We start from the raw sequence: 23,886 nt of genomic DNA on the forward strand, positions 1-23,886 counted from the left end.
GCGGTTCAAGAGAATTGCGAGGTGAGGCCGTGATTGAACACGTTACAAAGATTGAACACCTTACCAGTTGGTTAACTCTGACGCGTCGTGCAACACGCGTTGTCTAAGACGCGTTATCCATGACGCGTGTTGTATGACGCGTCATGATTCACCATTCGTTAATAAATCGACAAAAGCCTCGCAAAATCATCACCCTAGGGCGCGGCCGCAATTCTCAAACCTCAACAAACAGTTAATCGAACGTCACATCCACACGCCCAAACGCGCCATAATCTGCAGCAAAAACAGACCCTGACGGCGCCTCAATCGGGCGTATGAACGAGCCTGAAAGCACAACATCCCCCGCACTCAGTCCTTGGCCATACTGCGCCAACCTTTGCACCAACCAGACAATCCCCATCGTCGGATCGTTCAGCACACCCGCCCCCAAACCCGTTTCTTCAACCGTTCCATCGCGCGCAACAACCGCCCCGACCCAACGCAGATCAAACGCATCAGGGCTATGTTTTTTGTCTCCCAAAACGATGCCCGCATTGGCCGCATTATCGGCAATCGTATCAAACACTTTGCGTGGGGCGCCGCTGTCTGGGTCCACCCGTTTGATCCGCGTGTCCAGAATTTCAATCGCAGGGGCCACCCAATCTGTTGCCGCCAAAACAGCCTCGCGCGTCACATCCGCGCCAGCCAAATCTTCTCCCAGAATAAACGCTATTTCCGCTTCGATCCTTGGCTCGATAAATCGCCCCTTTGGCACATGCCCATCGTGATCAAAAAACATGTCGGCAAACAGGATACCGCTGTCAGGAATATCAATACCCAGCGCCATCTGCATCGCCCGACTGGTCAGCCCGATTTTCCACCCCTTTCGCACTGCGCCGCCCGCCTCTTTTGCCGCGACAAACGCGTCTTGAATGGCATAGGCCTCGTCCATCGTGATATCGGGATGCGCCACTGAAATCACACCCGTTTGGGTGCGTGTCACTTCGGCATCCAGCAATTTTTGCGCCGCGACTTTGATCTCTTCAGGGGTCATTCGTCCACCACGCTGTTGCGCAAAATGCCAACACCTTCCACTTCCACTTCAACCACATCACCTGGCTTCAAAAATACGGGCGGATCAAATCGCGCCCCTGCCCCTGTCGGCGTACCTGTGATGATCATGTCCCCGGGCACCAGCGTCGTGAACGTCGAAATATACGCAATCTCGGCCGCATGATTGAAAATCATCCGACTGCTGCGGTCTGATTGGCGCACTTCACCGTTCACCCGCGTTTCCAGCTTAATATCCAAAATCTGATTTGGGTCTTTGAACGGCACAATCCACGGTCCGATGGCCCCCGATCCGTCAAAATTCTTTCCTTGCGTGACGTTGAATTTCGCGTGGCGCACCCAATCGCGCACCGTGCCCTCATTACAAATCGACAAGGCCGCAATATGATCCAGCGCATCTTCTTCTTTGATGTGCCGTCCGCCTTTGCCAATCACCACAACCACCTCGCCCTCATAATCCAATTGCTCTGAAACAGTTGGGCGGGTCAGCGGCACGTCATGGCCAACAAAGCTGCGTGGAAATCGCGGAAACAACGACATAAACTTCGGCGCGTCTTGGCCGTCTTTGTACTCGGCATTTCGGTCGGGAAAATTCACCCCGACACAGATAATTTTTTCTGGCTGCGGGATCGGAATTTCATACACAAACGTCCCGATGGGATGGGTCACGTCTTTGGTTTGCGCGGCTGCGTCCAACCTGTCCAACCCACCCTCTGCAATCACTTCGCGCAGGGTCGGCCACTCTGGAAACTGGTCGGATAGGGCAATCATTCCGCCCTCTGCAACAGCGCCGTAAAACATGTGGCCTTCACTGGAAAAAGTCGCAAATCGCATGGGATATCCTCACGTCATAGGTCGAAATATAGATAACACGTTAACAAGATTTCGCAACAGATATCCCGTTTCACCCAGATATCTCATTCATTAACATTCATTAAAATGAACGCACATTAACGGTTTTCAACAGACAATAAGGTACGTTTCTGGGCGCGTTCTGGGTGGTTTGCTTTTTTCCAAACTGACGTTAACCTTTTCTCGTCTGCCCGTTAATGAATCCGAACGCCTTGGCGCACCAATTCGTCCTGAACCTGTTCAATATTAACCTTTGCCACTTCGGTATTGCCCTGCACGGCAACGGCCGCAGCGATCCCCGCACCCTGCCCTGCCACCGCACAACAGGCCATGTTGCGGGTCGCCGCATGGGCCACTTTATCCCCGCCAATGGCACGCCCTGCCACCAGCAAATTCTTCACCCCTTTCGGGATCAAAGCACGGTAGGGAATCTGCATATACCGCCCCGTTGTTGGAATGATCAAAATACCGTAACCATCTATGAATTCGGGATAAATTCCAATCGTATCCTCGAAACGCCCTTGCGCGCGCACATCCGTTTCACTCATATTGTAAACCGCATCAATCTTGCGCGTATCCCGAATGCCAATGGTCATACCAAAGTTGCGCAACCGCGCCCCTTCACATCCAGGCGTGTATTCGCGCAGCGCCTGGATCGCCAGCATCGCTTGCTTACGCCCTTCGATCTCGAACCGTGTCAAACTATCTGGGTCCGTCCCGTCACATTCGGCCAGATGCACAAGGTTCATATAGGTCATTTCACCTGTGTCATGCACCGCGCCCCACGTGCCCGCAATGGTGTTCAAATGCGGTGGGATAATTCCATTTTTTATCGCCTTTTCAAAGGGTTTGCCCAGATAGGGCGAAAACATCTCGTCCTCTTTCCCATCCGTTTCCACCTGCCATTCGCCGCTCGACCAATCCGCATAGGTTTGCGGATCGGCCTTCACGCCCTCCATGAATTTCTGCTTATCCGCACCTGCCAAATGGAACATCACAGACGCGGCCTGCATCTCTTCCACAGGGGTTTTCACACACGGAGCCCCTGCCCGTTCCGCCACATCCGCATCCCCCGTGGCATCAATCACAACGGTTCCCAAAATCGCCTCGCGCCCAGCTTTGGATTCCACAATCACGCCTGTGATTGTGTCCCCGTCCATCACGGGGGCCACAAACTGGCGGTGCATCATCGGATGAATGCCAGCCTCTTCCACCAGCGCATCCGCAACCAGCTTAAACCCTTCGGAATCAAGTTCATAAGACAGAGATTGGCTCTCAGGAACCGCAGCGCCCGCCGCCTTGGCTCGCTCTTCAAACTCCATGCCAATGCCGCCTGCTTCAACGGTCTGCGCATGGCGATACCATGCAAATCCTTCAACCCCGACCGTGGTGATATTGCCGCCAAAACAGCCAAACCGCTCCACCAGCGCCACACGCACCCCTGCCCGCGCCGCCGCCAATGCCGCAGCCAAGCCGCCAGGGCCAGACCCGATCACCAACACATCCGTTTCATGGATCACAGGGGTTTCACGGGGCGGTTCATTAATGGTTTGCATGGGTTTTCCTGCTAAAGATCACTCAGATTTGGCGTTTTCAACTTCTTCCAACAAAATCGGTATCGCCAAATTACAAGAATGGATTCCCATCACAGTGGTCAACTGGATCGCTTCCAAAATTTCCGCCTGCGTGGCCCCTGCCGTTAACGCATTCTTAATATGTCGCCGCACGCCTGGCCCGTACAAATGTGTTGTCGCAGCATTAATCGCAATCAGGATCAGCTCCTTCGTTTTCTGATCCAACGGTCCTTGTTGGGGCACAGTTCGAAACGCCAAATAGGCTTCTAAAAACTCTGGATCCAGGTCCGCAAACGTATCCCACAAAGGGTTCCAATCCCCTTTGTCTTTATGCGCTTTCATGTTCGGATAATCGGTCATTTCTTTGTTCTCCAAATACTCATCCACCCCGATGCTTAAACGAATCCCGACGGAAAGAATAAAGCGCGTTTGGATCAACCGCCACATCCACCACCGCTGGTTTTCCACAGGCCAACGCTGCGGTGATCGCATCCCCAACCTCTCCAATTTCATCAACGGAATAGCCAACCGCACCGTATAATTCCGCCGCTTTGGCAAAATCGGGCGAAGACACATCAGCCCCAATATACCGCCCATTGAAAAAGTCCCGCTGATAGGCTTTTTCCGCCCCCCAACAGCCATTGTTCATTACCACAGTCACGGTATTGATGTTATGATCCACGGCGGTGGACAATTCGGAAATCGTCATCCCAAACCCACCATCCCCCATCAGGGACACTACGGGCCGATCAGGCTGCGCGCATTTAATCCCCAGCCCACAGGCATAGGAAAAGCCAACCAAGCCGAAATCCATCGGCGTGTGCAGTGATTTTGGCGACCAGTAATTCAGCGCATCCGTGGCCTGCAAACACAGCGTGCCTGCATCCATGGTAATCGCCGCGTCTTTTGGGATCACATCGCGGAACACTTTGAACAGGCCAGAGGGCTGGATCGGCCCCGCACCCATCATTGCCTCCGCATCACGTTTGGCCAAAAACGCACCGCGTTCTTCCTGAAATGTCGCGGTCCAATCGGCAATTTCATGGCGCTGCACGATCTTGCCAATGGCATCGGCAATCTGGCGCGCCGCACTTGGCGCATCCGCCCAAATGCCCACAGCTACAGGGAAAAATCGCCCAATCGCGGTTGGTTCCAGCTCTACCTGAATGATCTGCGCATCACGGTTGATGTTGTCATAGCTATAAAAAGTGGAGTTAAACCCCAGCCGCGTGCCCAGCGCCAAAATCACATCCGCTTCTTTCACCAAACGGGATGCCACAACATTACCGCGTGGCCCCATCTGCCCTGCATTCAATGGATGCCCAAACGGCACCGCATCGCCGTGACCTGGGCTTGTCACAATCGGACAGTTCACCGTTTCCGCCAGATAGATCGCCGCTTTGTGCCCGCCTGTATTCTTGATGCCACCGCCCGCAACTATTACAGGCTTTCTCGCGTTCTGCAGCAGCTCTGCAGCCGCCACAACACCTTGCGCACCTGCGCTTGGCAGGCTCGTGTTGCGATACGCATTTGGCCTTTGCAAATCTTCAAAATCATGCTGCCCAGACAACACATCGCGGGGCAAGTTCAATTGCACTGGCCCACGGCGCGGGCTGAGTGCCGTGCGAAACGCTTCGCGGAACATCTCTGGCACACGGTCCGTTCCTGTGGCCGTCCAGGTCTTTTTCGTCACAGGCGTGAAAATCGCCTGCTGGTCCACCTCTTGAAACGCATCGCGGTACACATGGCCAGACGCCAGCGCCCCCGCAATCGAAACAACAGGCGAAAACGCCGCCTTAGCCTGCCCCAACCCTGTCACAAGGTTCGTCGCACCCGGCCCATTTTGCCCCGCCAAGATCACGCCTGTCTCGCCCGAGACCCGCGCATAGCCATCGGCCATATGGGTTCCTGTGCGTTCGTCATGCACACCCACAAAATTGATGCTTTCACTGTCATAAAGCGCATCGAACATTTCCATCGTGGCGGACCCGATCAACCCGAAAACGGTCTTAACCTCTTCCACCTCAATCGCAGCAACTGCCGCCTGCCCACCAGACATAACACCCATGTCATTCACCCTTTTTCAAAAATTCTAAAATTGGCCGCGAAAATAATTCGGGGCTTTCCATCATGCCAAGATGCTGTAAATGCGGTACAATCTGCACTTCTGCTCCTGCTATTTCTGCGGCAATCGCATGGCTCATGGCGGGCGTGCTGCCGCTGTCGTTTTCACAGGTCATCACAAACGAACGCGCCGAAACGGGTGGTTTCGGCGCGATCAGTTCCCGCACACCATGGGCCAGAACCCACGCCGCTTGGGCATAACTTTCGCCGTCCACCAACCCACGCCATTCGCGTACCAATCCTGGCGCAACATGATCGCTGTCCAAACAGGCAGGTGTAAACCACCGCTTCAACGCCGCATCAAACGTTGAAAACGCGCCTTGGTCTCGCACCGACTTCGCCCGCTCTTCCACCGCTGCCTGTCCGTCTTCCCCCCGATCATGCGGGGAGTTCAGGATCACCAGCGACGCAACCTTTTCGGGATGATCGAGCGCAAAGCGCCGATTGATCATGCCGCCAATGGAAAACCCAACCACATGCGCAGTCGTAACGCCCAGATGATCCATCAGCCCCGCCAATTGATCCGCATAAACAGCCAAAGACGCATCGCCAGACAGCGGCGCAGATTGCCCGTGACCATACAGATCATAGCGCAAAACACGGTACTCCGCTTCAAGTGAGGCCAACATCCCATCAAACACACCCGAACACAGGCCAAGACCGTGGATCAGCGCAATAACAGGCCGATCCACCGCTCCGCTCAGCGCAAAGGCTGTGCCATCTGGGGCCGTTTTAAACACCCGCTGGGTTGTCCACATCGCGGCCCATTTCGGCCAAATCTTCGTACCGATCCCCGATACGGTGATGTGGATGCCCCCCAATCGATGCCCCAAACGCGATGATCACTTCGTCATCCGCAGGCGCATCTGGCACCGTCAAATGAATGGTCTGATAGTGGGAGCGACGCCCTCCATCGTTTTTATCCATCAACGGGATCATCATGGAACAGCCCGCCGCCCCACGTGTGTTTGTGAACGCCAAATAGGATTTCGCATTCACCGCATCACGCATTTGATTGCCAAAAAACAGCGTATGCGTCAGCGCCTGCGCATGTTCAAGCGAACCGCCCATGCCCACAACAGATGCTTTGCCATACCCTTCCAGATCATCGCCTGTCACATCCAAAATCATGTCGGTCAGCAGCTTGCCCACCACAGGGCCAGATTCGATGATCGCAGGGCGCAGGTTTTCAACATACCCCATCCCAAACCACGGGTTTTTAATGATCGCCAGCGCGGCCACCAGTTTCGTGGCAGGTTCGACGGCACGACCCTCTTCAATCAGGGTATTTTGCACGTGCAACAACGTGCGGCGAATTTCTACGGCCATGTTTACGGTTCCTTAGCTAAATTCTGGCATAACTTCGTCGATGAACAATTTCATCGACCGTTTTTGATTTTCGATGTCGAGCCCCATGGACGCGTAATACAAAAAGCCATCGACGCCCAGCGCCTCGTATTTCTTTAACTTTTTGATCACCTCGTCGGGTGTGCCGAACATCAGGTTTTCTTCCAACATATTGGGTTCAACGCGCACGTTGCCCTCTAACTGATCAAACGGGATTGGCTCGGGGAATCCGTTCACCACATCGCCTTTTTTCATCATCAGATTGCCAAACAAGGACAACACATTGCGCACCGCCCCCAGCGCCGCCTGACGATCTTCTTCAGTGTTATAAACCGCCGTGTGACGCATGGTGGTGAATTTGCCGCTGAAATTCGGGTTCAACCGCGCCTTCGCATCATCCAACCGCTTCTTGTATTCTTCCAATTCAGAAAACGGCATGGTCAGCGGCCAAGACATGATATTGCAATTGTTTTCAACGGCATAGTCATAGGTCACAGGCGCCCGCGCGGCCACCCAAACAGGCACATCCTCTTGCAGTGGTTTGGGGCAAGATGTGGCTTTCGGGAACTGCCAATATTCGCCGTTATGCTCCACATCGCCTTTCCACAATTTTTGTACCAAAGGCAGCATTTCCTGCATGTATTTATAACTGTCCCGTTGGTCGAGCCCTGGGAACATGCGATCAAATTCGCGCTGATAGGCCCCAGAACCGATACCGAATTCCAACCGTCCACCAGACAGTAAATCGAGCATCGCTGCCTCGCCCGCCAAATTGATCGGATGCCAATAAGCGGCGTTCACGACACCTGCACCTAGGCGGATGTTTTCCGTATGCTCGGCCCACCACGTCATCAACTGAAACGGGTTTGGCGCGATGGTCATTTCAAGCGCATGATGTTCGGCGGCCCAGACCACTTCGAACCCAGCCTTATCGGCCATTCTAACCATATCAAGCGTGTGATCGCGCACCTCAATCATAGAGGTCTGATCGGTAATCCGTTCCAGATTGATTGCCAGATGAAACTTCATAACGTCCTCCTATCGTGGGGTGAATTGGGATGGCAGCGGATCAGATGACGTGTTCATCCAAACCGTTTTGGGCCGCGTGTAATCGTAAACCGCCTGATAGCCGCTTTCACGACCATAGCCCGAGTTTTTCATGCCGCCAAACTCGGCTACAGGGGAAATCACGCGGTAGGTATTCACCCAAACGATCCCCGCTTTTACGGCTTTTGATACGCGTAAGGATCGCGCAGAATCCCGCGTGAAAATCCCTGCCGCCAGCCCGTGTTCGGTATCATTCGCCAATCGAACCGCTTCTTCTTCGGTTTTAAATCGAACCACGCTTACCACAGGGCCAAACAGCTCCGTATCAACAATGCGCAGGTCATGGCTGGGGCAATCCACAATTGTGGGCTCAAAGAAAATACCATCAAGCCCTTCGGGGACTTTGCCCCCGGCCCGAATGGTCGCACCTTCGCTTACCGCATGGGCCACTTCGCGTTTGATGTGATCCTGCTGGGCTTGTGTACACAGCGGGCCCATTTCGGTTTCATCCAGCATCGGATCACCGATTTTTACGCTTTTCGCAACAGCAGTCAGTTTGTCGATAAACTCATCGGCAATATCTTCGTGCAACAACAACCGCGACCCGGCCACACAGGATTGTCCCGTGGCGGCGAAAATCCCGCCAACCGATCCGTTCACAGCACTTTCAATGTCAGCATCATCAAACACGATGAACGGAGATTTCCCACCCAATTCGAGCGACACCTCGGCAAAGTTCTCTGCCGTGTTCTGAATAACATGACGCGCTGAAATTGGTCCCCCCGTAAAGGACACACGCGCCACTTTTTTATGGCTAGTCAGTACCTTGCCACATGGATCGCCGTGGCCCGAGATGATGTTGACCACCCCGTCTGGAATACCTGCCTTTGCGATCAGTTTGCCAAATTCGAGAATTGGCGCAGCCGCGTGTTCCGATGTTTTCAACACAATCGTATTACCCGCCGCCAAAGCAGGTCCGATTTTAACCGCAGACAGGAACAACTGACTGTTCCAAGGCACCACGGCCGCGATCACGCCTAGCGGCTCGCGGTGGGTAAAGACAAACAGATCAGGCTTATCAATCGGCAGAGTTTTCCCCATAATCTTATCCGCAGCACCCGCGAAAAACTGGAAAAACTCCGCAATATACGTAGCCTGCCACCGCGTTTCCTTCAACATTTTGCCCGTGTCTCGGGTCTCCATCGCGCCCAGCGCTTCGGAGTTTTCTGCCAGCAAATCCCCCAAACGGCGCAGGCAATGGCCCCGTTGTGTTGGCGTCATTGTGGCCCATGGTCCCTCGTTAAATGCGCGATCTGCTGCTTCCACCGCGGCATTCACATCCTCGGCTGTTGCTTCTGGGATTTCTGCCCAGTCTTGACCTGTCGCGGGGTTAAAGCTGGTAAAGCTGCCCCCGTCGGACGCGCCAACCCATTTGCCATCAATCAGCATCTTAAACTGTGTCAGTTCAGCCATGTGGTGTTCCTTTTGTAAATTCGCCAAAGGCCCCATCGAAATAAATCAACGGCGCAGCTTTGGATGATCCTGCCCATGTCACCACCCCGAAAAACGCGGTGTGGCTGCCCTGTTCGACCGCTTGGGACACACTGCAAGAAAAAGACGTGCTGTCCTCGATATGAGGCGCATCCCAATCTTTGTGCGGCACGTCTGAAAAGCGGTTTTCAACCTGCAAATCATCGTTACCCGCAAACCGAAGGGCCGTGTCTTTCGCCCCTTTGGGCAGCACACATACAGCAAATTTCCCGTTGTCTTTCACCGCTTTTGCGATGCGACTGTCGCTGCGCAAACAGACCATCACAGTTGGCGGGTCTGCAGATACGGAGGCAAACGCACTAACGGTTGCACCGTGTTTTCCAGCGGGCCCGTTCGTTGTGACCACCGTCACCGATGCCGCCACGTGGCGCATGGCGGCGATGAAATTATCCCGTTCAACGATTGTGGTGGAAGGTGTGTTCGATTCCATTGAAACCCCATTTCGAGTGGCAGATGATCCTTTATTGCCGAAATTTATCTATTTGAAAAACGAATTTTACTGCATATAAAGTTCGAAAAAATCGAAGTGTGAGTGATGAATCTCTCTAACCTGCAAACTTTCCTCGCCATTGTCGAAACAGGCAGTCTGATCCGCGCGTCTGAACAGTTAAACGTGACCCAATCCACCGTCACCGCGCGGCTGAAAACACTGGAAGATGATTTGGGCCAAACCCTTTTTGTACGGCAAAAAACTGGTGCAACGCTCACTGCGCGGGGTGTGAAATTGCGCCGTTATGCCGAGGTCATGGTGGAACTATGGCACCAAGCCCGCCAAGAAACCGCCCTGCCCGAAGGGATAGAGGCACTCGTTAACATCGGGTGTCATTCGGATTTGCGCAAAGGGTTGGGGCAATCCCTGTTGAACAGCATTCGCGGTGCGCGCCCGAATTTGGCGGCAAGTGCTTGGTCAGGATCCAACGCCGATCTGACGCAATGGCTAAGCAGTGGGTTGATTGATCTGGCGGTCACCTATCACACCGCCACTGAGGACGGATTTCGCCTACATGGATTGACCGATGAGCCATTGGTTCTGGTGTCTTCGGACCCAAACAGCCCGATGCGGTTCGATCCCAACTATGTCTTTGTGGAGGGGGGCGAACAATTTGGCCGTGACCATGCCGCCTATTACGCGGATGCAGACACGGCGCGGTTGAGTTTTGGCTCACCAAACTGGGCGTTGGAACATCTACTGGAACAAGGCGGATCGGCGTATTTGCCCGCCAGTATTGTGAAACCCTATTTGGCGGCTGGCACATTGCACCCCATTGCCGAGGCGCCTAAATTCAATCGAAAGACCTATTTGATCGTAAATGAAAAGGCGACAGCCACATGGGATTGGTTGCCAAACGTCATTGCGGCCTTACAAGCATAGGTATCATTGAATTGGACAGACCATGAATACCATCGAAATTCTCGACCGTTTAATTGCCTATGACACGGTGTCTGCGAACCCTAATCTGGATTTGATTGAATGGTGCGCCGAACTGATCAAAGACGCAGGGGGCGATGTAACGCTAATCCCTGATGCCACGGGCAAAAAGGCAAATTTATTTGCAACGATTGGCCCACGGGATCAATCGGGTGTCATGCTGTCTGGCCATACAGATGTCGTGCCCGTTGAAGGGCAAGCATGGACCAAACCGCCTTTTGAATTGACGCTGGATGATGGCAAATATTTCGGGCGCGGAACCTGTGACATGAAAGGATTTGTGGCCGCTGCATTGTCCGCCGCTCTGACTGCTGCGCAATCAGATTTAAAAACACCGCTACACCTTGCCTTGTCGTATGACGAAGAAATTGGATGTATTGGGGTGCGGTCCTTGGTGGACATGCTGGCAGATGCGCCGTTCAAGCCGAAATTCTGCATCGTTGGCGAACCCACCTCTATGCAGGTGGCCGTTGGGCACAAAGGCAAAATGGCAGCCAAAGCCACGATGATTGGGCGCGAAGGGCATTCTGCGTTGGCCCCGATGGCCGTAAATGCCATTCACATGGGTGTGGATTTCGTAAATGTGCTCCGCGACCTACAAGATCGTTTGGCCCAAAAAGGCGCACAAGACGATGATTACAGCGTCCCCTACACAACCATTCACGTGGGAAAGATCAACGCAGGCGTGGCGCTAAACATTGTGCCAAATACCTGCGAAGTGTTGTTTGAAATTCGATCCCTTGCCCAAGACGATCCAGACGCGTTGATGGATGAAATCCGCGCTCAGGCCGACGCAATCGTGGCCCAATACCAACCCATCGCACCCGAAGCCGCGATCACCATTGAACGCACCGCAAACACCTATCCAGGCCTCTCCACCCCAGAAGAAGCCGCCGTTGTGCAGTTTGTAAAGTCTCTGCTCGGGGCAAATGACACCATGAAAGTGGCCTTTGGCACCGAAGGAGGATTGTTTTCTGAACAGGTGGGCATTCCAACGGTGGTTTGCGGCCCTGGCTCTATGGAACAAGGGCACAAACCCGATGAGTTTGTATCCGTGGATCAGTTGGCCAAATGTGATGACATGCTGGCGAATTTGGTGGCGCGTTTGAAAGACGGGATCGACTAGATTTCTAAGCCAATTCAGCAGACCGCTGCGCGATCCATTTCTGAAAATCATGCACTGTGCCCTCGTAATCTGGGCCAGCCAAAGGACCACCTGTGACATGGCGCGAATGCAGTGCGCGTTGCATGGTTTCCAGCTTTTCGCGGTCTTCGCGGTTTACTTCGTTCCACACAGCAATCCGATCCGCCAAAATGCCATCGTCCAATTCGTTGCCAAAGGTGGACAAAGTCCAGCGGACTTCGATTTGTTCAGCGTTGATTGGGAAAATCGACAAGGACACCAGCGTCGTCGCTGCCACGCTAACCACTTGGCTTGGATAAACCGCAAACAACGTGGATCGCTTGCGCTCTTCATCCGTTAACCCAGCCGCACCGTTACCCCGCCCTGCGGCACTGTCAGGGTAATTGGCGAAGTAGGATGTGAAACCCGCACCCGATGGCCCTTTGCGCGACAACCCTGTGGGCGTGTAATGGTGCAGCGTTTCGGGATGCACCACAGACAGGTGATAGCCTTCCATGAAATTCTCAACCAAGGCTTTCCAATTACAATTCCAAACCTCTTTCGCGGTATGAATATGGCGAAAATTCTCAGGCTCGTAGGGGGCGATCAACGCATCAAGGTCCGCCAGATCAAACGGATCGGGTGTGTCGGACAAAGACGCATAAATGAACCCATTGTGAATGCGGCTTGGAAAAGAGGGCAGCGCACAGGTCTTTGGATCAAACCCCGTGTTTTTCATACGTGGCGCAGACAGCAAATTCCCGTCAGGCGCATAAGCCCAAGCATGATACGGGCACACATGTCGTTTGGTATTTCCCGCCCCTTGCGCCACTGGCATACCGCGATGACGGCACGCATTGGACAACACGGCGATGTCAGCGCCCGCACGGGTAATCAGCAAAGGTTCGTTCAACACCTGCTGCGTGAAATAATCTCCATCATTTGGGATTTCATCCGCTCGCCCCAAACAGTGCCAGCCCGTTTGCAGGATCGTTTCACACTCCCACGCAAACAAATCCGCATCGGTGTAAAAGCCGCCCGGCATGCTTTGCGGCCCATCGCTTGGGCTGTTGGCAATGCTCACAAGGTTTTCACGCAAAGGATGGGTCATGGCAGGCTCCTGATCGAACAGCCAGAGGATGCCATTTGCGTTCAATCGGTCTGGCTTATTTGCGACCTGACAGCGACGTTATTGGGATATGGGCCGTACCAATTGCAGGTATGGATCAACGCCAAAAGCATCTAACACGGCGCTGTGGGTGCGTTGATTGATGACAAATCCAAGGTGCTGATAAAACCCAACCGCAGCATTTGACGCATAGGTATCAAGATAAAGCGACGTGCAGCCCGCACGCCGTGCCAGTTGATCTGCATGTTCCATCAATCGCCCACCTAGCCCCGTGTTTTGGGCTGACGCATGAACCGCGATATCGAGAATATAAAATGCATTCTCAATGGGTTCCGCAAACAGCGCATCAATGGCATCGGCAATGTCATCGGAAACCAAACGTGCGCCCTGAATCTCACTAGATTTGTCAAAGCGTGGTTCGATTTCACTGGCGGGGAAACCGTTAATCAACCCAACTATCGCATCACCATCCATTGCCAGTGTTGTGCTGTCATAACTGTTGGCAGCCCCTGCTACGGGCCATTCCTTTTGCGCTGCATCCACCCAGTTATCATAGGATTGATATTCAAGTCCGATCAACGCGGGGTCTTCGGACCAAATCAATTCCGCAATTCGCGTGGTAAAGTCAGTGGGCGTGCCTGCAACCAGTTGCGCCATACCCTTGTCCTAGCGTGAAAACAGGGTGCGGCAGACTGAAATAAAGGGACGCGCAGATTTAGGAAGAGCACCACCTTTTTTCGTTGCGATCACCGTGTGCAGCGTTTGCGTGTCTGCTGGCAACGGGCGTGTAATCAGTGCCTTACCGTTGTAGGACAGGTTGGTGGCTGGCTTCGTACCAAGAATAGAAAACCCGAGCCCTTGGCCCACAAGACCGCGCACCATTTCATAAGATGGGCAGCGGTATTTCACTTGCGGCGTCAGGTTTTGCGCAGCGAACAGTTGCAAAAAATAATCCCCAGACGGCGGCACATCCAGCAAAACCATCGGATGATCGGTCAGGGTTTCAAGGGTCAGGTTGGGTTCTGCCGCAAGCGGATGATCCTCTGCCAACAAAATGTAAGGTGGCAAAGAGGACAGCGTGGTCGCCTCGATATCATCAGGCAAATCAACACCCGTCATCAAGGCCAAATCCAGCTCCCCCGTGCGCAAGCCTTCGATCAAACGGCGATGATCCCCTTCCATCAATCGCAAATCGGTGCTGTCGTCTTGCGCAAATTTCGCGATGATTTCGGGCATCATGAACGGGCCAAACGTATGAAAACAGCCGATGCGCAATGCGGCATCCGATGGGCTTGTGGCCAAGGACGTTACAGGGTCAATTCGCGCGGTGCGCCCATAGGCACGGTTGGCATAGATCAGCGGCGATCCGTTTTTCGCGGTGAAAATATCCTGCACTTCGCCCACAAATACATGATGGGTGCCGATGCGCTCTGCCGAAATCACCGCGCAATCAAAAGCGACAAGTGGATCCACCACGCGCGGCGAGCCAGATTGCATATTTGCCCAGTTTGCACAGTCAAATTTGTCTTCGATTTCTGCCGCAAACCGCCCTGCGAAGGTATCCGAAATAAACGACTGATCATCGCGCAGCAGGTTCACACAGAAATTCCCGTTCTCAAGGATCAGCGGCGCGGCCTTTGCCTCGTGATGTACACAAACCAACAGCGTGGGTTTGGGCGTATCCGCTGATACAGACGTCATGGCAGACACGGTGACACCAGCACGCCCAGCAACACCGTCCGTGGTGACGATGTTCACGGTACAGGCCGCATGGGACATACCGCCCAAAAACGCTTCGCGTAGGGCTGCGTCTTGTGTTGAGGATTGGGTCACTTTTGCGCGGCCTGCATGCGAGCATTGATGTAGGTGGCAAAGTCATAATTCGGGCGTTCAAGATGCGACAGATGCCCAGGTTCCGCCATCTGGGAACAAATACCGTTATAGACTTTTTCGGTGCAACCACGGTCTTCTTCGTTCACGTCATCCAGCAGGGTTTTCAGGTCTGCAAGGTTTTTCAGCGCTTCTTCGTCTTTCATCCACTCTTTGGACATGCCACCACCGAAATTGATGCGCACTTTGCCCACCCCTTCGGGATGCAGCGTCAGATACCAGAAATAGCCAGGGGTCAGCGTGATCAGCAGGCTGGGATAAATCGCCAACAGATACGTGGTGCGGCGACGCTCCCCTTCCATGCGGTCATTGTCAGGATGGGCCAGCGCAATTTTTAACTGATCATCTTTGAGGATCGTGTGGTAATTGAAGGCAGGCAAACCCGGGGGGCAATCCATTTCTTCGAGTTTGGAAAACGCGCCAACAGTGCCAGCGTGGCACACGGGCAGGTGATAGCTTTCCATGAAATTCTCGGCCAGAACCTTCCAGTTGGTGTCCCAAACATGGGTTTCGAAAAAGGTTTCTTGATAGTTGGCCATATCATAGTCGGCGATCATGGCCTCCACATCAGAGAGCTGATCCGCCACATCTGGGGCATCTGAGTTCAACGTCACAAACACCCATCCCAGCCATTCTTGGCAGCGCACTTGGGGCAGTTTGTAATGCTCTTTGCAGAATCCTTCGTTCAGGGTCATGGCAGGTGCGCCGCGCAATGACCCATCAAGGTTATAGGTCCACGCGTGATACGGGCACACGATGGAACGGGCGTTGCCCCGACCGTGCAAAAGGGTCGACATGCGGTGCAAACACACATTCGATTGGGCCCGCAATGTGCCGTCTTTGTCGCGGATCACCATGATCGGTTGTCCTGCGAGGTCTTGCGTCACGTAATCCCCCGCATTTGGTAGCGCATCCGCGCGACCCACACAAAACCAATCTTTGGAAAAGATGTCCGACAACTCGCGTTTGAGGAACTCTTCAGACGTGTAAACAGACGGCGGCATAGCGCGGGCTTGTTCAAACGGCTGACTGACGTTTTGGTTCAGCTGCTCAACAGGGTTTGTCGTGTGATCAAGCATGGTCGTGCCTTTTCAAAAGAAGGGTGTCGATTCCGAATAACACATAGGTCAGAAACAGCTTTCGAGCAATTGCCGCGTGTTGATTTCTGTCATTTCAACGGGATTGCCGCCCACGGACGGGTCGCTCAAGGCTCCTGCTACCAACGCATCCATATCGGGGTCAGTGACGCCCAGATCAGTGAGCGTGTCAGGGATATGCAGCGCCGCGTTCAATTCACCGACAGCATCGTAAAATCCACCATAGCCGCCGCTTATGCCAAGATAGGCGGCGGCTTCGCTCAAACGATCTTTAATCGCGTGCTCGTTAAATCGCAGAACAGGCTGCATCACCACGGCATTTGTGGTGCCATGATGGGTGTTGTGATGCGCACCAATGGGATGGGACAGCGCGTGAATGGCACCAAGACCTTTCATAAACGCAGTTGCCCCCATCGTGGCTGCAACCAACATTTGTGAACGGGCGGCAATGTTTGTGCCATCGGTATAAGCGGTGACAAGGTTGTCCTTGACCAACTTCATACCTTCAAGCGCAATGCCTTGGGCCATTGGATGAAAATGCGGCGAGCAATAGGCTTCGAGGCAGTGAGCAAAAGCATCCATCCCCGTCCCCGCAGTAATCATCGGCGGCATGCCAACAGTCAGCTCTGGATCAGAGATCACAATGCTGGGCAACACTTTGGGATGAAAGATGATCTTTTTCTGATGGGTTTCAGAATTGGTTAGAACCGAAGCACGACCCACTTCCGACCCTGTACCAGCCGTGGTTGGTATCGCAATGATCGGTGCGATTTTGTCAGCGTCTGCGCGGGTCCACCAATCGCCAATGTCTTCAAAATCCCATACGGGGCGGGTTTGACCGCACATGAAAGCGATCATTTTTGCCAGATCGATGCCCGAGCCGCCGCCAAAGGCGATAATTCCATCATGATTTCCAGCGGCATAAGCCGCGAGGCCCGCAGCAAGGTTCTTTTCGTTTGGGTTTGGATCAACCTCGGCAAACAAGGCGTGCTCAAAGCCACCTGTTTCAAGAATATCCAATGTCTGCGCAGTAATGGGTAGTGACGCTAAGCCACGATCCGTGACCAGCAAAGGGCGTTTCATGCCAAGGGAAACGCAGGCTTCGGCCAGTTCGATAATGCGGCCAGCGCCAAAGCGAATGGCGGTAGGAAAGGACCAATTGGCGCTTGGGGTCATGGGTGTTCTCTCGGTTGTCAGGTTTCAAAGAAAACAGTGACCGAGGAAACCTGCCTTTGTCCATGACAAAGTGACTCCAAAACACTTGGAAAGCCGCACATCTATTGCCTGCTTCAACCAGATGAAGCAGGTGCAGTTTTTTAGGGGTTCAAAGGATTAGTTTACTGGCTTCTCCGCCAAAACAGTACCGATTTGATTGCCCACATCCGTGGTTCCATCAACGGTCATCGATACAACGATGCCACCGATTACCGCCAGCGTTGCGGTCAAAACAACCCAATCCACTGTCACAGCACCCTCGGTGTCCGCACACCATTGTTTAACGCGCTGAAAAATACGCGGCGCTGGTTTTTGAACAACTTCACTCATACTCTTACACATTTTACTGCCTCTCAAAATGGGCCCAAAACCTCGTCCGTTTTGGGTACATGTCTCGATCTTTACCGATTCTGTGCGCTCTTTTTATGGCGAAATGGGGCAGCAATAAGGAATTTACGATTTTCTATAATTTTTAAGTAAATTGAAATTTTCTGCCCTTATTTACAACGAAGTTCTTACGGACCAAAGCTCGGGAAACAGCTCAACTTTCAGCATATTATGCAGATACGACACGCCACCCGTGCCTCCTGTACCACGTTTATTGCCAATAATGCGTTCCACTGTTGTGACGTGATTGAACCGCCAACGACGGAAATAATCTTCGAAATCCACTAATTTTTCTGCCAACTCGTAGTATTCCCAATGAGTGTCGGGGTCCTGATAGATTTGCCGCCAAATGTCTTCTACCCCTGCCGAATGCGGTAGTTTTTGTGACACATCGCGGGTCAAAACCTCGCTTGGCACGTTATACCCGTTGTCCGCCAACATTCGCAGAACCGTGTCATAAAGGCTCGGTTTCGCCAGCTCATCTTTTAACGCTTGGTGTAGGTCTTCGCGGTGAGCATGGGGTTTTAACAGCGTGTGATTGCGATTGCCCACGATGTATTCCACCAAACGGTATTGATGTGATTGAAACCCAGATGACGCCCCAAGATCATCGCGAAACTGTGTGTATTCAGATGGCGTCATGGTGCGCAAAACGTCCCATGCCGAATTCAGCTGTTCGAAAATCCGCGCCACGCGGGTCAGCATTTTAAACGCCATACGCGTTTGACCTTGCGCAATCAAATTCCGCGCGGCCTGCAATTCATAAATTGCCAGCCGCAGCCAGATTTCAGAGGCTTGATGCTGCACAATAAACAACATTTCATCATGGGCATCGGACAACGGATGCTGTGCCGTCAGGATTTGATCGAGCCCCAGATAATCTGTGTAGGACATCTTATCAGCGAAATTGAGCGTTGCGGATTCAGGTGTTGTGTCTTTGGTCATGACGGTGATGTCCATTCCCTGCAATGGCGATTGGTTTCTGGACCCTACTGAGTACCACCCAGTTTACAACCCAATGGCACTGCAAGTTTCATCAAACGTGCCTCTGATCTGCCCTGTCAAAGGATTGTCCAACGGGCAACGATAATCACGCGCAAATGCGCCTCATTGGCCCATCCGCGCCCTTTCTGCTGGCCAAGGGGGATTTCATACTATAAGGCCGCGCCAAACACCTTATTTTCTTAGACAGGCCGATCCAGATGGAACTTAGAAATATCGCGATTATCGCGCACGTTGACCATGGTAAAACAACGCTCGTGGATGAGCTGTTGAAACAGTCTGGCGCATTCCGCGAAAATCAAGCGGTGGCAGAACGTGCTATGGACAGCAACGATCTGGAGCGGGAACGCGGGATCACTATTCTGGCCAAGGCCACCTCGGTGGAATGGAACAACACACGTATCAACATCGTGGACACCCCAGGCCACGCAGATTTTGGCGGTGAAGTGGAACGCATCCTGTCCATGGTCGACGGCGTTGTGTTGCTGGTGGACGCGGCCGAAGGGCCGATGCCGCAAACCAAATTTGTAACATCCAAAGCATTGGCGTTGGGTTTACGCCCGATTGTTGTGGTGAACAAGGTGGACAAGCCTGACGGTGAACCAGATCGCGCACTTGATGAGTGTTTTGATCTGTTTGCCAACCTTGGCGCAGATGATGATCAGTTGGATTTCCCAACGATGTATGCCTCTGGTCGTGCGGGCTGGGCCGATATGGAACTGGACGGTCCTCAAAAAGACCTGTCCGCCCTGTTCGATCTGATCGTGGATCATGTCCCTGCCCCAAAACAGTTGGCCAAACGCGAAGAACCGTTCAAAATGCTGGCGGTTACTTTGGGCGCTGACCCGTTCATTGGCCGCATTCTGACAGGCCGCGTTGAAAGCGGTACGCTGAAAACAGGCGACACAGTCAAAGCCATGAGCATGGACGGCGAAGTGGTTGAAAGTTTCCGCGCCACCAAAATCCTTGCGTTCCGCGGTTTGGCCCAATCCCCAATTGATGTCGCAGAAGCAGGCGATATCGTATCCCTGGCAGGTATGACCAAAGCAACAGTGGCAGACACATTGTGCGATCCTTCCGTTGAAGAGGCGATCCCAGCCCAGCCCATTGATCCACCAACCATTTCCGTAACCTTTGGCATCAACGACAGCCCTTTGGCGGGGCGTGACGGCAAAAAAGTGCAATCACGCGTTATCCGTGACCGTCTGATGAAAGAAGCTGAAACCAACGTCGCAATCAAAGTGTCCGACACTCCAGGTGGCGAAGCGTTTGATGTGGCGGGTCGCGGCGAATTGCAGATGGGCGTTTTGATCGAAAACATGCGCCGTGAAGGGTTTGAATTGTCAATTTCCCGCCCCAAGGTGCTGTTCCAAGAGGTGGACGGTGTGCGCTGTGAGCCAATCGAAGAAGTTACCATTGACGTGGACGACGAATATTCCGGCTCTGTTATCGAAAAACTGACAGGCCCACGCAAAGGTGCGCTGACCGAAATGAAACCCGCTGGTGCTGGCAAAACACGGATCATTGCGCATGTGCCATCCCGTGGCTTGATCGGCTATCACGGTGAATTCCTGACCGACACGCGCGGCACAGGTGTTTTGAACCGTGTGTTCCACGAATGGGCACCGCACAAAGGCAAAATTCCAGGCCGTCGCGCAGGTGTGTTGATTTCCATGGAAAACGGCACATCCGTGGCGTTTGCGCTGTGGAACCTTGAAGATCGCGGTAAGATGTTTATCGGCGCACAAGAAGACGTGTACACTGGCATGATTATCGGCGAACACAGCCGTGAAAACGATCTGGAAGTGAACCCGCTGAAAGGTAAAAAGCTGACCAATGTGCGGGCCAGCGGCACAGACGAAGCGGTGCGTTTGACCACACCTGTACGCTACTCCTTGGAAGAAGCCATCGCCTATATCGACACGGATGAATTGGTTGAAGTAACACCAAACGCCATTCGTCTACGCAAAGTTCATTTGGATCCGCACGAACGGAAACGCGCGGCCAAAGCTGAAAACGGCTAAACCGTTCTCGGTACAAAGCCAAGAAATTGGGACGGCGTCGCCTTTGAACAAGGTGACGCCGTCTTTTTTTAATTCTGTCCCATAGTTTTCCATTTGCCCAAAACGTAAGCAGAATTTAGTTGCGCCTGCTGCGACCTTCTGTCCATATTGATCTTGTGCCACGTTACGCTCGGGGGCACGGGTTCTCGGGTTTTGGTGGCCGTTTCTTAACACAGCACAGGGGCCATTATGCCACGCCAAGCAGAACCAAGTTTCCGCGAATCCACCAACATCATGTTCAACAACGCCGTGGACCTGCTGGACCTGCCGCCAGGTCTGGTGGAAAAAATCAGAGTCTGTAACGCCACCTACACTGTTCGATTTGGTGTTCGACTGCGGGGTGATATCCATACCTTTACGGGCTATCGTTCTGTGCATTCTGAACATATGGAACCCGTCAAAGGCGGCATTCGGTACGCCATGTCCGTGAACCAAGACGAGGTCGAAGCGCTGGCGGCCCTAATGACCTATAAATGCGCATTGGTCGAAGCGCCGTTTGGCGGATCAAAGGGCGGTTTGTGCATTGATCCACGGGAATGGGAAGAAGACGAGTTGGAACGCATCACCCGCCGCTTTGCCTATGAATTGGCCAAACGTGATTTGATCCACCCATCCCAAAACGTACCAGCCCCTGACATGGGAACAGGGGAGCGGGAAATGGCGTGGATCGCCGATCAATACGCGCGCATGAACACGACGGACATCAACTCGCGCGCCTGTGTGACGGGTAAACCAATTTCTGGTGGCGGTATCCAAGGCCGCACCGAAGCCACAGGTCGCGGCGTGCAATACGCGTTGCAAGAGTTTTTCCGCCATCCTGAAGATGTGAAAGCCGCAGGACTGAGCGGCACGCTGGACGGCAAACGTGTGATTGTGCAGGGCCTCGGCAACGTGGGCTATCATGCGGCCAAATTCCTGTCAGAAACCGACGGCTGCAAGGTCGTTGGCGTTTTGGAATACAACGGCTGTGTCGTTAACGAAGACGGCATCGACATCGAAGCCCTGAAACAGCATTTGATTGCGCACGGAAGCCCAGATGGTTTTGCTGGCGGTACGATCCATCCTGCAGATGCACCAATTCTGGAAATGGATGCTGATATTTTGGTCCCTGCCGCCATGGAAGGTGTGATCAATTTGAACAACGCCGATCGCATTAAAACACCCCTGATTATCGAGGCCGCGAACGGCCCAGTCACATCAGGCGCGGATGAAATCCTGCGCAAGAAAGGTTGTGTAATCATCCCCGATATGTACGCAAACGCGGGTGGTGTAACGGTATCTTATTTTGAATGGGTCAAGAACCTCAGCCATATTCGATTTGGCCGTATGCAGCGCCGCCAAGAAGAAGAACGCCACCGTTTGCTGATTGACGAATTGGAAGTCGTGACAGGGCAAAAACTGTCAGACACGTTCAAACAGCGCTATTTGCATGGCGCGGGGGAGTTGGAGTTGGTGCGCTCTGGGCTCGAAGATACGATGCGCGGGGCCTACCAAGATATGCGCAAGGTTTGGCATGAACGCGACGATGTGCATGACCTGCGCACGGCGGCATACCTCGTGTCGATCAACAAAGTGGCAGACAGTTACCGCGCTAAGGGTTTGTAAAACAATTCATATTTCAAAAACGGGCGCTGCGGTTTGTAGCGCCCTTTTTTGTTTTTGTGATCCACACAGTCTTTGCTCACACGGGACCAACACCAACCCTTTCAATCAAATTGTTCATATTTTCAAAAGCAGAATTCGATCAGCATTAACCATATCTATTCCTGACATCCTCCAAGGTTGCCGCAAGTCAACATCGTCATTTTGTAATTTCGGAGGAAACAATGAGCGCTACTGTCATGATTATAATGGGGCTGCTGTCGGTTCTTGCACTTTCAAGCATCGATTTCGATTCAATTGAAGAAATCCGCGATCGAATTAATGACGCCAGAGAGGATCGCGAAAACGCAGAAGAGCAATTTCAAGACACGGCAGATTTAGGATGGCTTGATGTTCCCGAAGACGGTGTGGATGGATCGGAAAACGATTTCAGCGCGTTTCGTGACAGTTTGTTGAACTTTGCCACAGCCAGTGACGCGGCGGATGCGTCCGTTGAACCTGCGCAGTTTGGGGCAGAGCTGCCGGTGGGCCAAGACACCGATCCGTTCGACAGCTTCGCGCAAGAAGAAATGGCCGAAGGCAACAGTGCATATGATCCATCTTTGGCATCCGACCCAGCCACGGATTTGTGGCCGATGGACGGGCAAAACCAGCCTGCGGATAACTCAGATCTGGTCCAATTGGCCGATAACGCTTCAGACGCGGACGCGCTGAATGGTCCTCATGGACCAAAACCAGATGCCGACGGCGTTGCGTTTGCCTCGGCGGAAACCATGACCCAGCATGAGGGGCACGCAGACAACGGATTGGATGACACATCCCAAATCGCAGTCCATTCATCGGAACAAGAGTTTAAAGGGTTGCCACCAGAAGAATTGGTGCTGCGCAAGGCGGCTTAACCCGTGTTCAAGCGTTTTCAGGCCCGAGGGATCGTTCCATAATCAGAACTTCGATCGCTTGGGCCAATTCGCGATTTTGCGCGGGGTTTGTTGCACCACCTACCCCCAAACGTTTGCCCAACCGCCAATACAAACCTGGTGCCCAACTTTTGGGTTCTGGTTCATGCAAACGCACTAGAAAACCGTTAGAGGGCTTAAACGCAAACACCCCACGATCCACTTCAGCCATGTTATACGCAGGGCACACAATGTTTCCTTGCGCATCAAACAAACCTTCTTTGGTTAAGTACAACCCGTGTTGCGTGACGCGCAAATTCCATTGCGCCTGCCAAATAAACAAGGCCCCAACCAGCGGTACCAATATCTTCAAAAGCACGCCATCTGGCGGGTTGCGGAGTGTCACAAAAATAAGCAACAGCCCTAAAATGCCCAGCACAATGGCACCGAACCAGCGGCGCCCTAAAGACGGTTCTAATGTTGCGATTGCATCTTTCATTCTCTCTTT

23 protein-coding genes are annotated in these 23,886 nt (G+C 53.2%); 5 read left to right on the plus strand and 18 right to left on the minus strand.

What is annotated here, in order from left to right:
• Positions 1-232: 232 nt before the first annotated feature.
• From hpaH to QBD29_RS13685, 10 genes are all read right to left on the minus strand, one after another.
• Positions 233-1,033 carry a 2-oxo-hept-4-ene-1,7-dioate hydratase gene (hpaH, locus tag QBD29_RS13640; protein WP_280098644.1) on the minus strand — a complete coding sequence of 267 codons (801 nt, stop codon included), beginning with the start codon at positions 1,031-1,033 and terminating at the stop codon, positions 233-235.
• Positions 1,030-1,884: a fumarylacetoacetate hydrolase family protein gene (locus QBD29_RS13645; protein WP_280098645.1), complete on the minus strand. Its 855-nt coding sequence runs from the start codon at positions 1,882-1,884 to the stop codon at positions 1,030-1,032. The genes hpaH and QBD29_RS13645 overlap by 4 nt, the downstream gene beginning before the upstream one ends.
• 212 nt (positions 1,885-2,096) lie before the next feature.
• Positions 2,097-3,458, minus strand: a complete 1,362-nt coding sequence (locus QBD29_RS13650) for an FAD-dependent oxidoreductase (RefSeq protein WP_280098646.1) — start codon at positions 3,456-3,458, stop codon at positions 2,097-2,099.
• An 18-nt stretch (positions 3,459-3,476) separates the two neighbouring features.
• Positions 3,477-3,836 carry a carboxymuconolactone decarboxylase family protein gene (locus QBD29_RS13655; RefSeq protein ID WP_280098647.1) on the minus strand — a complete coding sequence of 120 codons (360 nt, stop codon included), beginning with the start codon at positions 3,834-3,836 and terminating at the stop codon, positions 3,477-3,479.
• Between the two features lie 19 nt (positions 3,837-3,855).
• Entirely contained in the window at positions 3,856-5,544 is a 1,689-nt protein-coding gene (locus QBD29_RS13660) for a thiamine pyrophosphate-binding protein (RefSeq protein WP_280098648.1), read from the minus strand.
• A 1-nt stretch (position 5,545) separates the two neighbouring features.
• Positions 5,546-6,358 carry an alpha/beta fold hydrolase gene (locus QBD29_RS13665; protein ID WP_280098649.1) on the minus strand — a complete coding sequence of 271 codons (813 nt, stop codon included), beginning with the start codon at positions 6,356-6,358 and terminating at the stop codon, positions 5,546-5,548.
• Complete coding sequence (locus QBD29_RS13670) at positions 6,333-6,929, minus strand: amino acid synthesis family protein (protein ID WP_280098650.1); 597 nt, start codon at positions 6,927-6,929, stop codon at positions 6,333-6,335. The genes QBD29_RS13665 and QBD29_RS13670 overlap by 26 nt, the downstream gene beginning before the upstream one ends.
• Before the next feature lie 12 nt (positions 6,930-6,941).
• On the minus strand, positions 6,942-7,976 hold the full coding sequence (locus QBD29_RS13675; protein WP_280098651.1) for an LLM class flavin-dependent oxidoreductase: 1,035 nt from the start codon (positions 7,974-7,976) through the stop codon (positions 6,942-6,944).
• A gap of 9 nt (positions 7,977-7,985) precedes the next feature.
• Positions 7,986-9,467 (minus strand): aldehyde dehydrogenase, encoded by a 1,482-nt coding sequence (locus tag QBD29_RS13680; RefSeq protein ID WP_280098652.1) that lies wholly within the window; start codon positions 9,465-9,467, stop codon positions 7,986-7,988.
• Positions 9,460-9,975, minus strand: coding sequence for a flavin reductase family protein (locus QBD29_RS13685; RefSeq protein WP_280098653.1), 516 nt, complete (start codon positions 9,973-9,975; stop codon positions 9,460-9,462). The genes QBD29_RS13680 and QBD29_RS13685 overlap by 8 nt, the downstream gene beginning before the upstream one ends.
• A 105-nt stretch (positions 9,976-10,080) precedes the next feature.
• Here QBD29_RS13685 and QBD29_RS13690 point away from each other — a divergent pair, with 105 nt between their 5' ends.
• Both QBD29_RS13690 and argE read left to right on the plus strand, forming a co-directional pair.
• Complete coding sequence (locus tag QBD29_RS13690; RefSeq protein ID WP_280098654.1) at positions 10,081-10,917, plus strand: LysR family transcriptional regulator; 837 nt, start codon at positions 10,081-10,083, stop codon at positions 10,915-10,917.
• Positions 10,918-10,939: 22 nt separating this feature from the next.
• Positions 10,940-12,100 carry an acetylornithine deacetylase gene (argE, locus tag QBD29_RS13695; RefSeq protein ID WP_280098655.1) on the plus strand — a complete coding sequence of 387 codons (1,161 nt, stop codon included), beginning with the start codon at positions 10,940-10,942 and terminating at the stop codon, positions 12,098-12,100.
• A gap of 4 nt (positions 12,101-12,104) precedes the next feature.
• On the opposite strand, the gene QBD29_RS13700 is transcribed toward argE, so the two are convergent.
• From QBD29_RS13700 to kynA, 7 genes are all read right to left on the minus strand, one after another.
• Complete coding sequence (locus tag QBD29_RS13700) at positions 12,105-13,208, minus strand: aromatic ring-hydroxylating dioxygenase subunit alpha (protein WP_280098656.1); 1,104 nt, start codon at positions 13,206-13,208, stop codon at positions 12,105-12,107.
• Positions 13,209-13,286: 78 nt separating this feature from the next.
• The gene (locus QBD29_RS13705) at positions 13,287-13,883 is read right to left on the minus strand and encodes a GNAT family N-acetyltransferase (protein WP_280098657.1); all 597 of its coding nucleotides are present in this window, start codon (positions 13,881-13,883) and stop codon (positions 13,287-13,289) included.
• 9 nt (positions 13,884-13,892) lie between these two features.
• Positions 13,893-15,059, minus strand: a complete 1,167-nt coding sequence (locus QBD29_RS13710; protein ID WP_280098658.1) for a LysR substrate-binding domain-containing protein — start codon at positions 15,057-15,059, stop codon at positions 13,893-13,895.
• Entirely contained in the window at positions 15,056-16,195 is a 1,140-nt protein-coding gene (locus QBD29_RS13715) for an SRPBCC family protein (RefSeq protein ID WP_280098659.1), read from the minus strand. The genes QBD29_RS13710 and QBD29_RS13715 overlap by 4 nt, the downstream gene beginning before the upstream one ends.
• A gap of 48 nt (positions 16,196-16,243) precedes the next feature.
• The gene (locus QBD29_RS13720; protein WP_280098660.1) at positions 16,244-17,389 is read right to left on the minus strand and encodes an iron-containing alcohol dehydrogenase; all 1,146 of its coding nucleotides are present in this window, start codon (positions 17,387-17,389) and stop codon (positions 16,244-16,246) included.
• Positions 17,390-17,545: 156 nt separating this feature from the next.
• The gene (locus tag QBD29_RS13725) at positions 17,546-17,758 is read right to left on the minus strand and encodes a hypothetical protein (protein ID WP_280098661.1); all 213 of its coding nucleotides are present in this window, start codon (positions 17,756-17,758) and stop codon (positions 17,546-17,548) included.
• Between the two features lie 171 nt (positions 17,759-17,929).
• Positions 17,930-18,760 (minus strand): tryptophan 2,3-dioxygenase, encoded by an 831-nt coding sequence (gene kynA / locus QBD29_RS13730; protein ID WP_280098662.1) that lies wholly within the window; start codon positions 18,758-18,760, stop codon positions 17,930-17,932.
• 257 nt (positions 18,761-19,017) lie between these two features.
• Between kynA and typA the strand changes: the two genes are divergently transcribed.
• The 3 genes from typA to QBD29_RS13745 all read left to right on the plus strand — a co-directional run bounded on the left by typA (position 19,018) and on the right by QBD29_RS13745 (position 23,381).
• Positions 19,018-20,841 (plus strand): translational GTPase TypA, encoded by a 1,824-nt coding sequence (typA, locus tag QBD29_RS13735; protein WP_280098663.1) that lies wholly within the window; start codon positions 19,018-19,020, stop codon positions 20,839-20,841.
• Positions 20,842-21,069: 228 nt separating this feature from the next.
• On the plus strand, positions 21,070-22,485 hold the full coding sequence (locus QBD29_RS13740) for a Glu/Leu/Phe/Val dehydrogenase (protein WP_280098664.1): 1,416 nt from the start codon (positions 21,070-21,072) through the stop codon (positions 22,483-22,485).
• A 221-nt stretch (positions 22,486-22,706) separates the two neighbouring features.
• The gene (locus QBD29_RS13745; RefSeq protein WP_280098665.1) at positions 22,707-23,381 is read left to right on the plus strand and encodes a hypothetical protein; all 675 of its coding nucleotides are present in this window, start codon (positions 22,707-22,709) and stop codon (positions 23,379-23,381) included.
• Between the two features lie 7 nt (positions 23,382-23,388).
• On the opposite strand, the gene QBD29_RS13750 is transcribed toward QBD29_RS13745, so the two are convergent.
• Positions 23,389-23,877: a hypothetical protein gene (locus tag QBD29_RS13750; RefSeq protein WP_280098666.1), complete on the minus strand. Its 489-nt coding sequence runs from the start codon at positions 23,875-23,877 to the stop codon at positions 23,389-23,391.
• Positions 23,878-23,886: the final 9 nt, after the last annotated feature.

This window comes from Amylibacter sp. IMCC11727 (assembly GCF_029854195.1).
Taxonomy (GTDB): domain Bacteria; phylum Pseudomonadota; class Alphaproteobacteria; order Rhodobacterales; family Rhodobacteraceae; genus Amylibacter.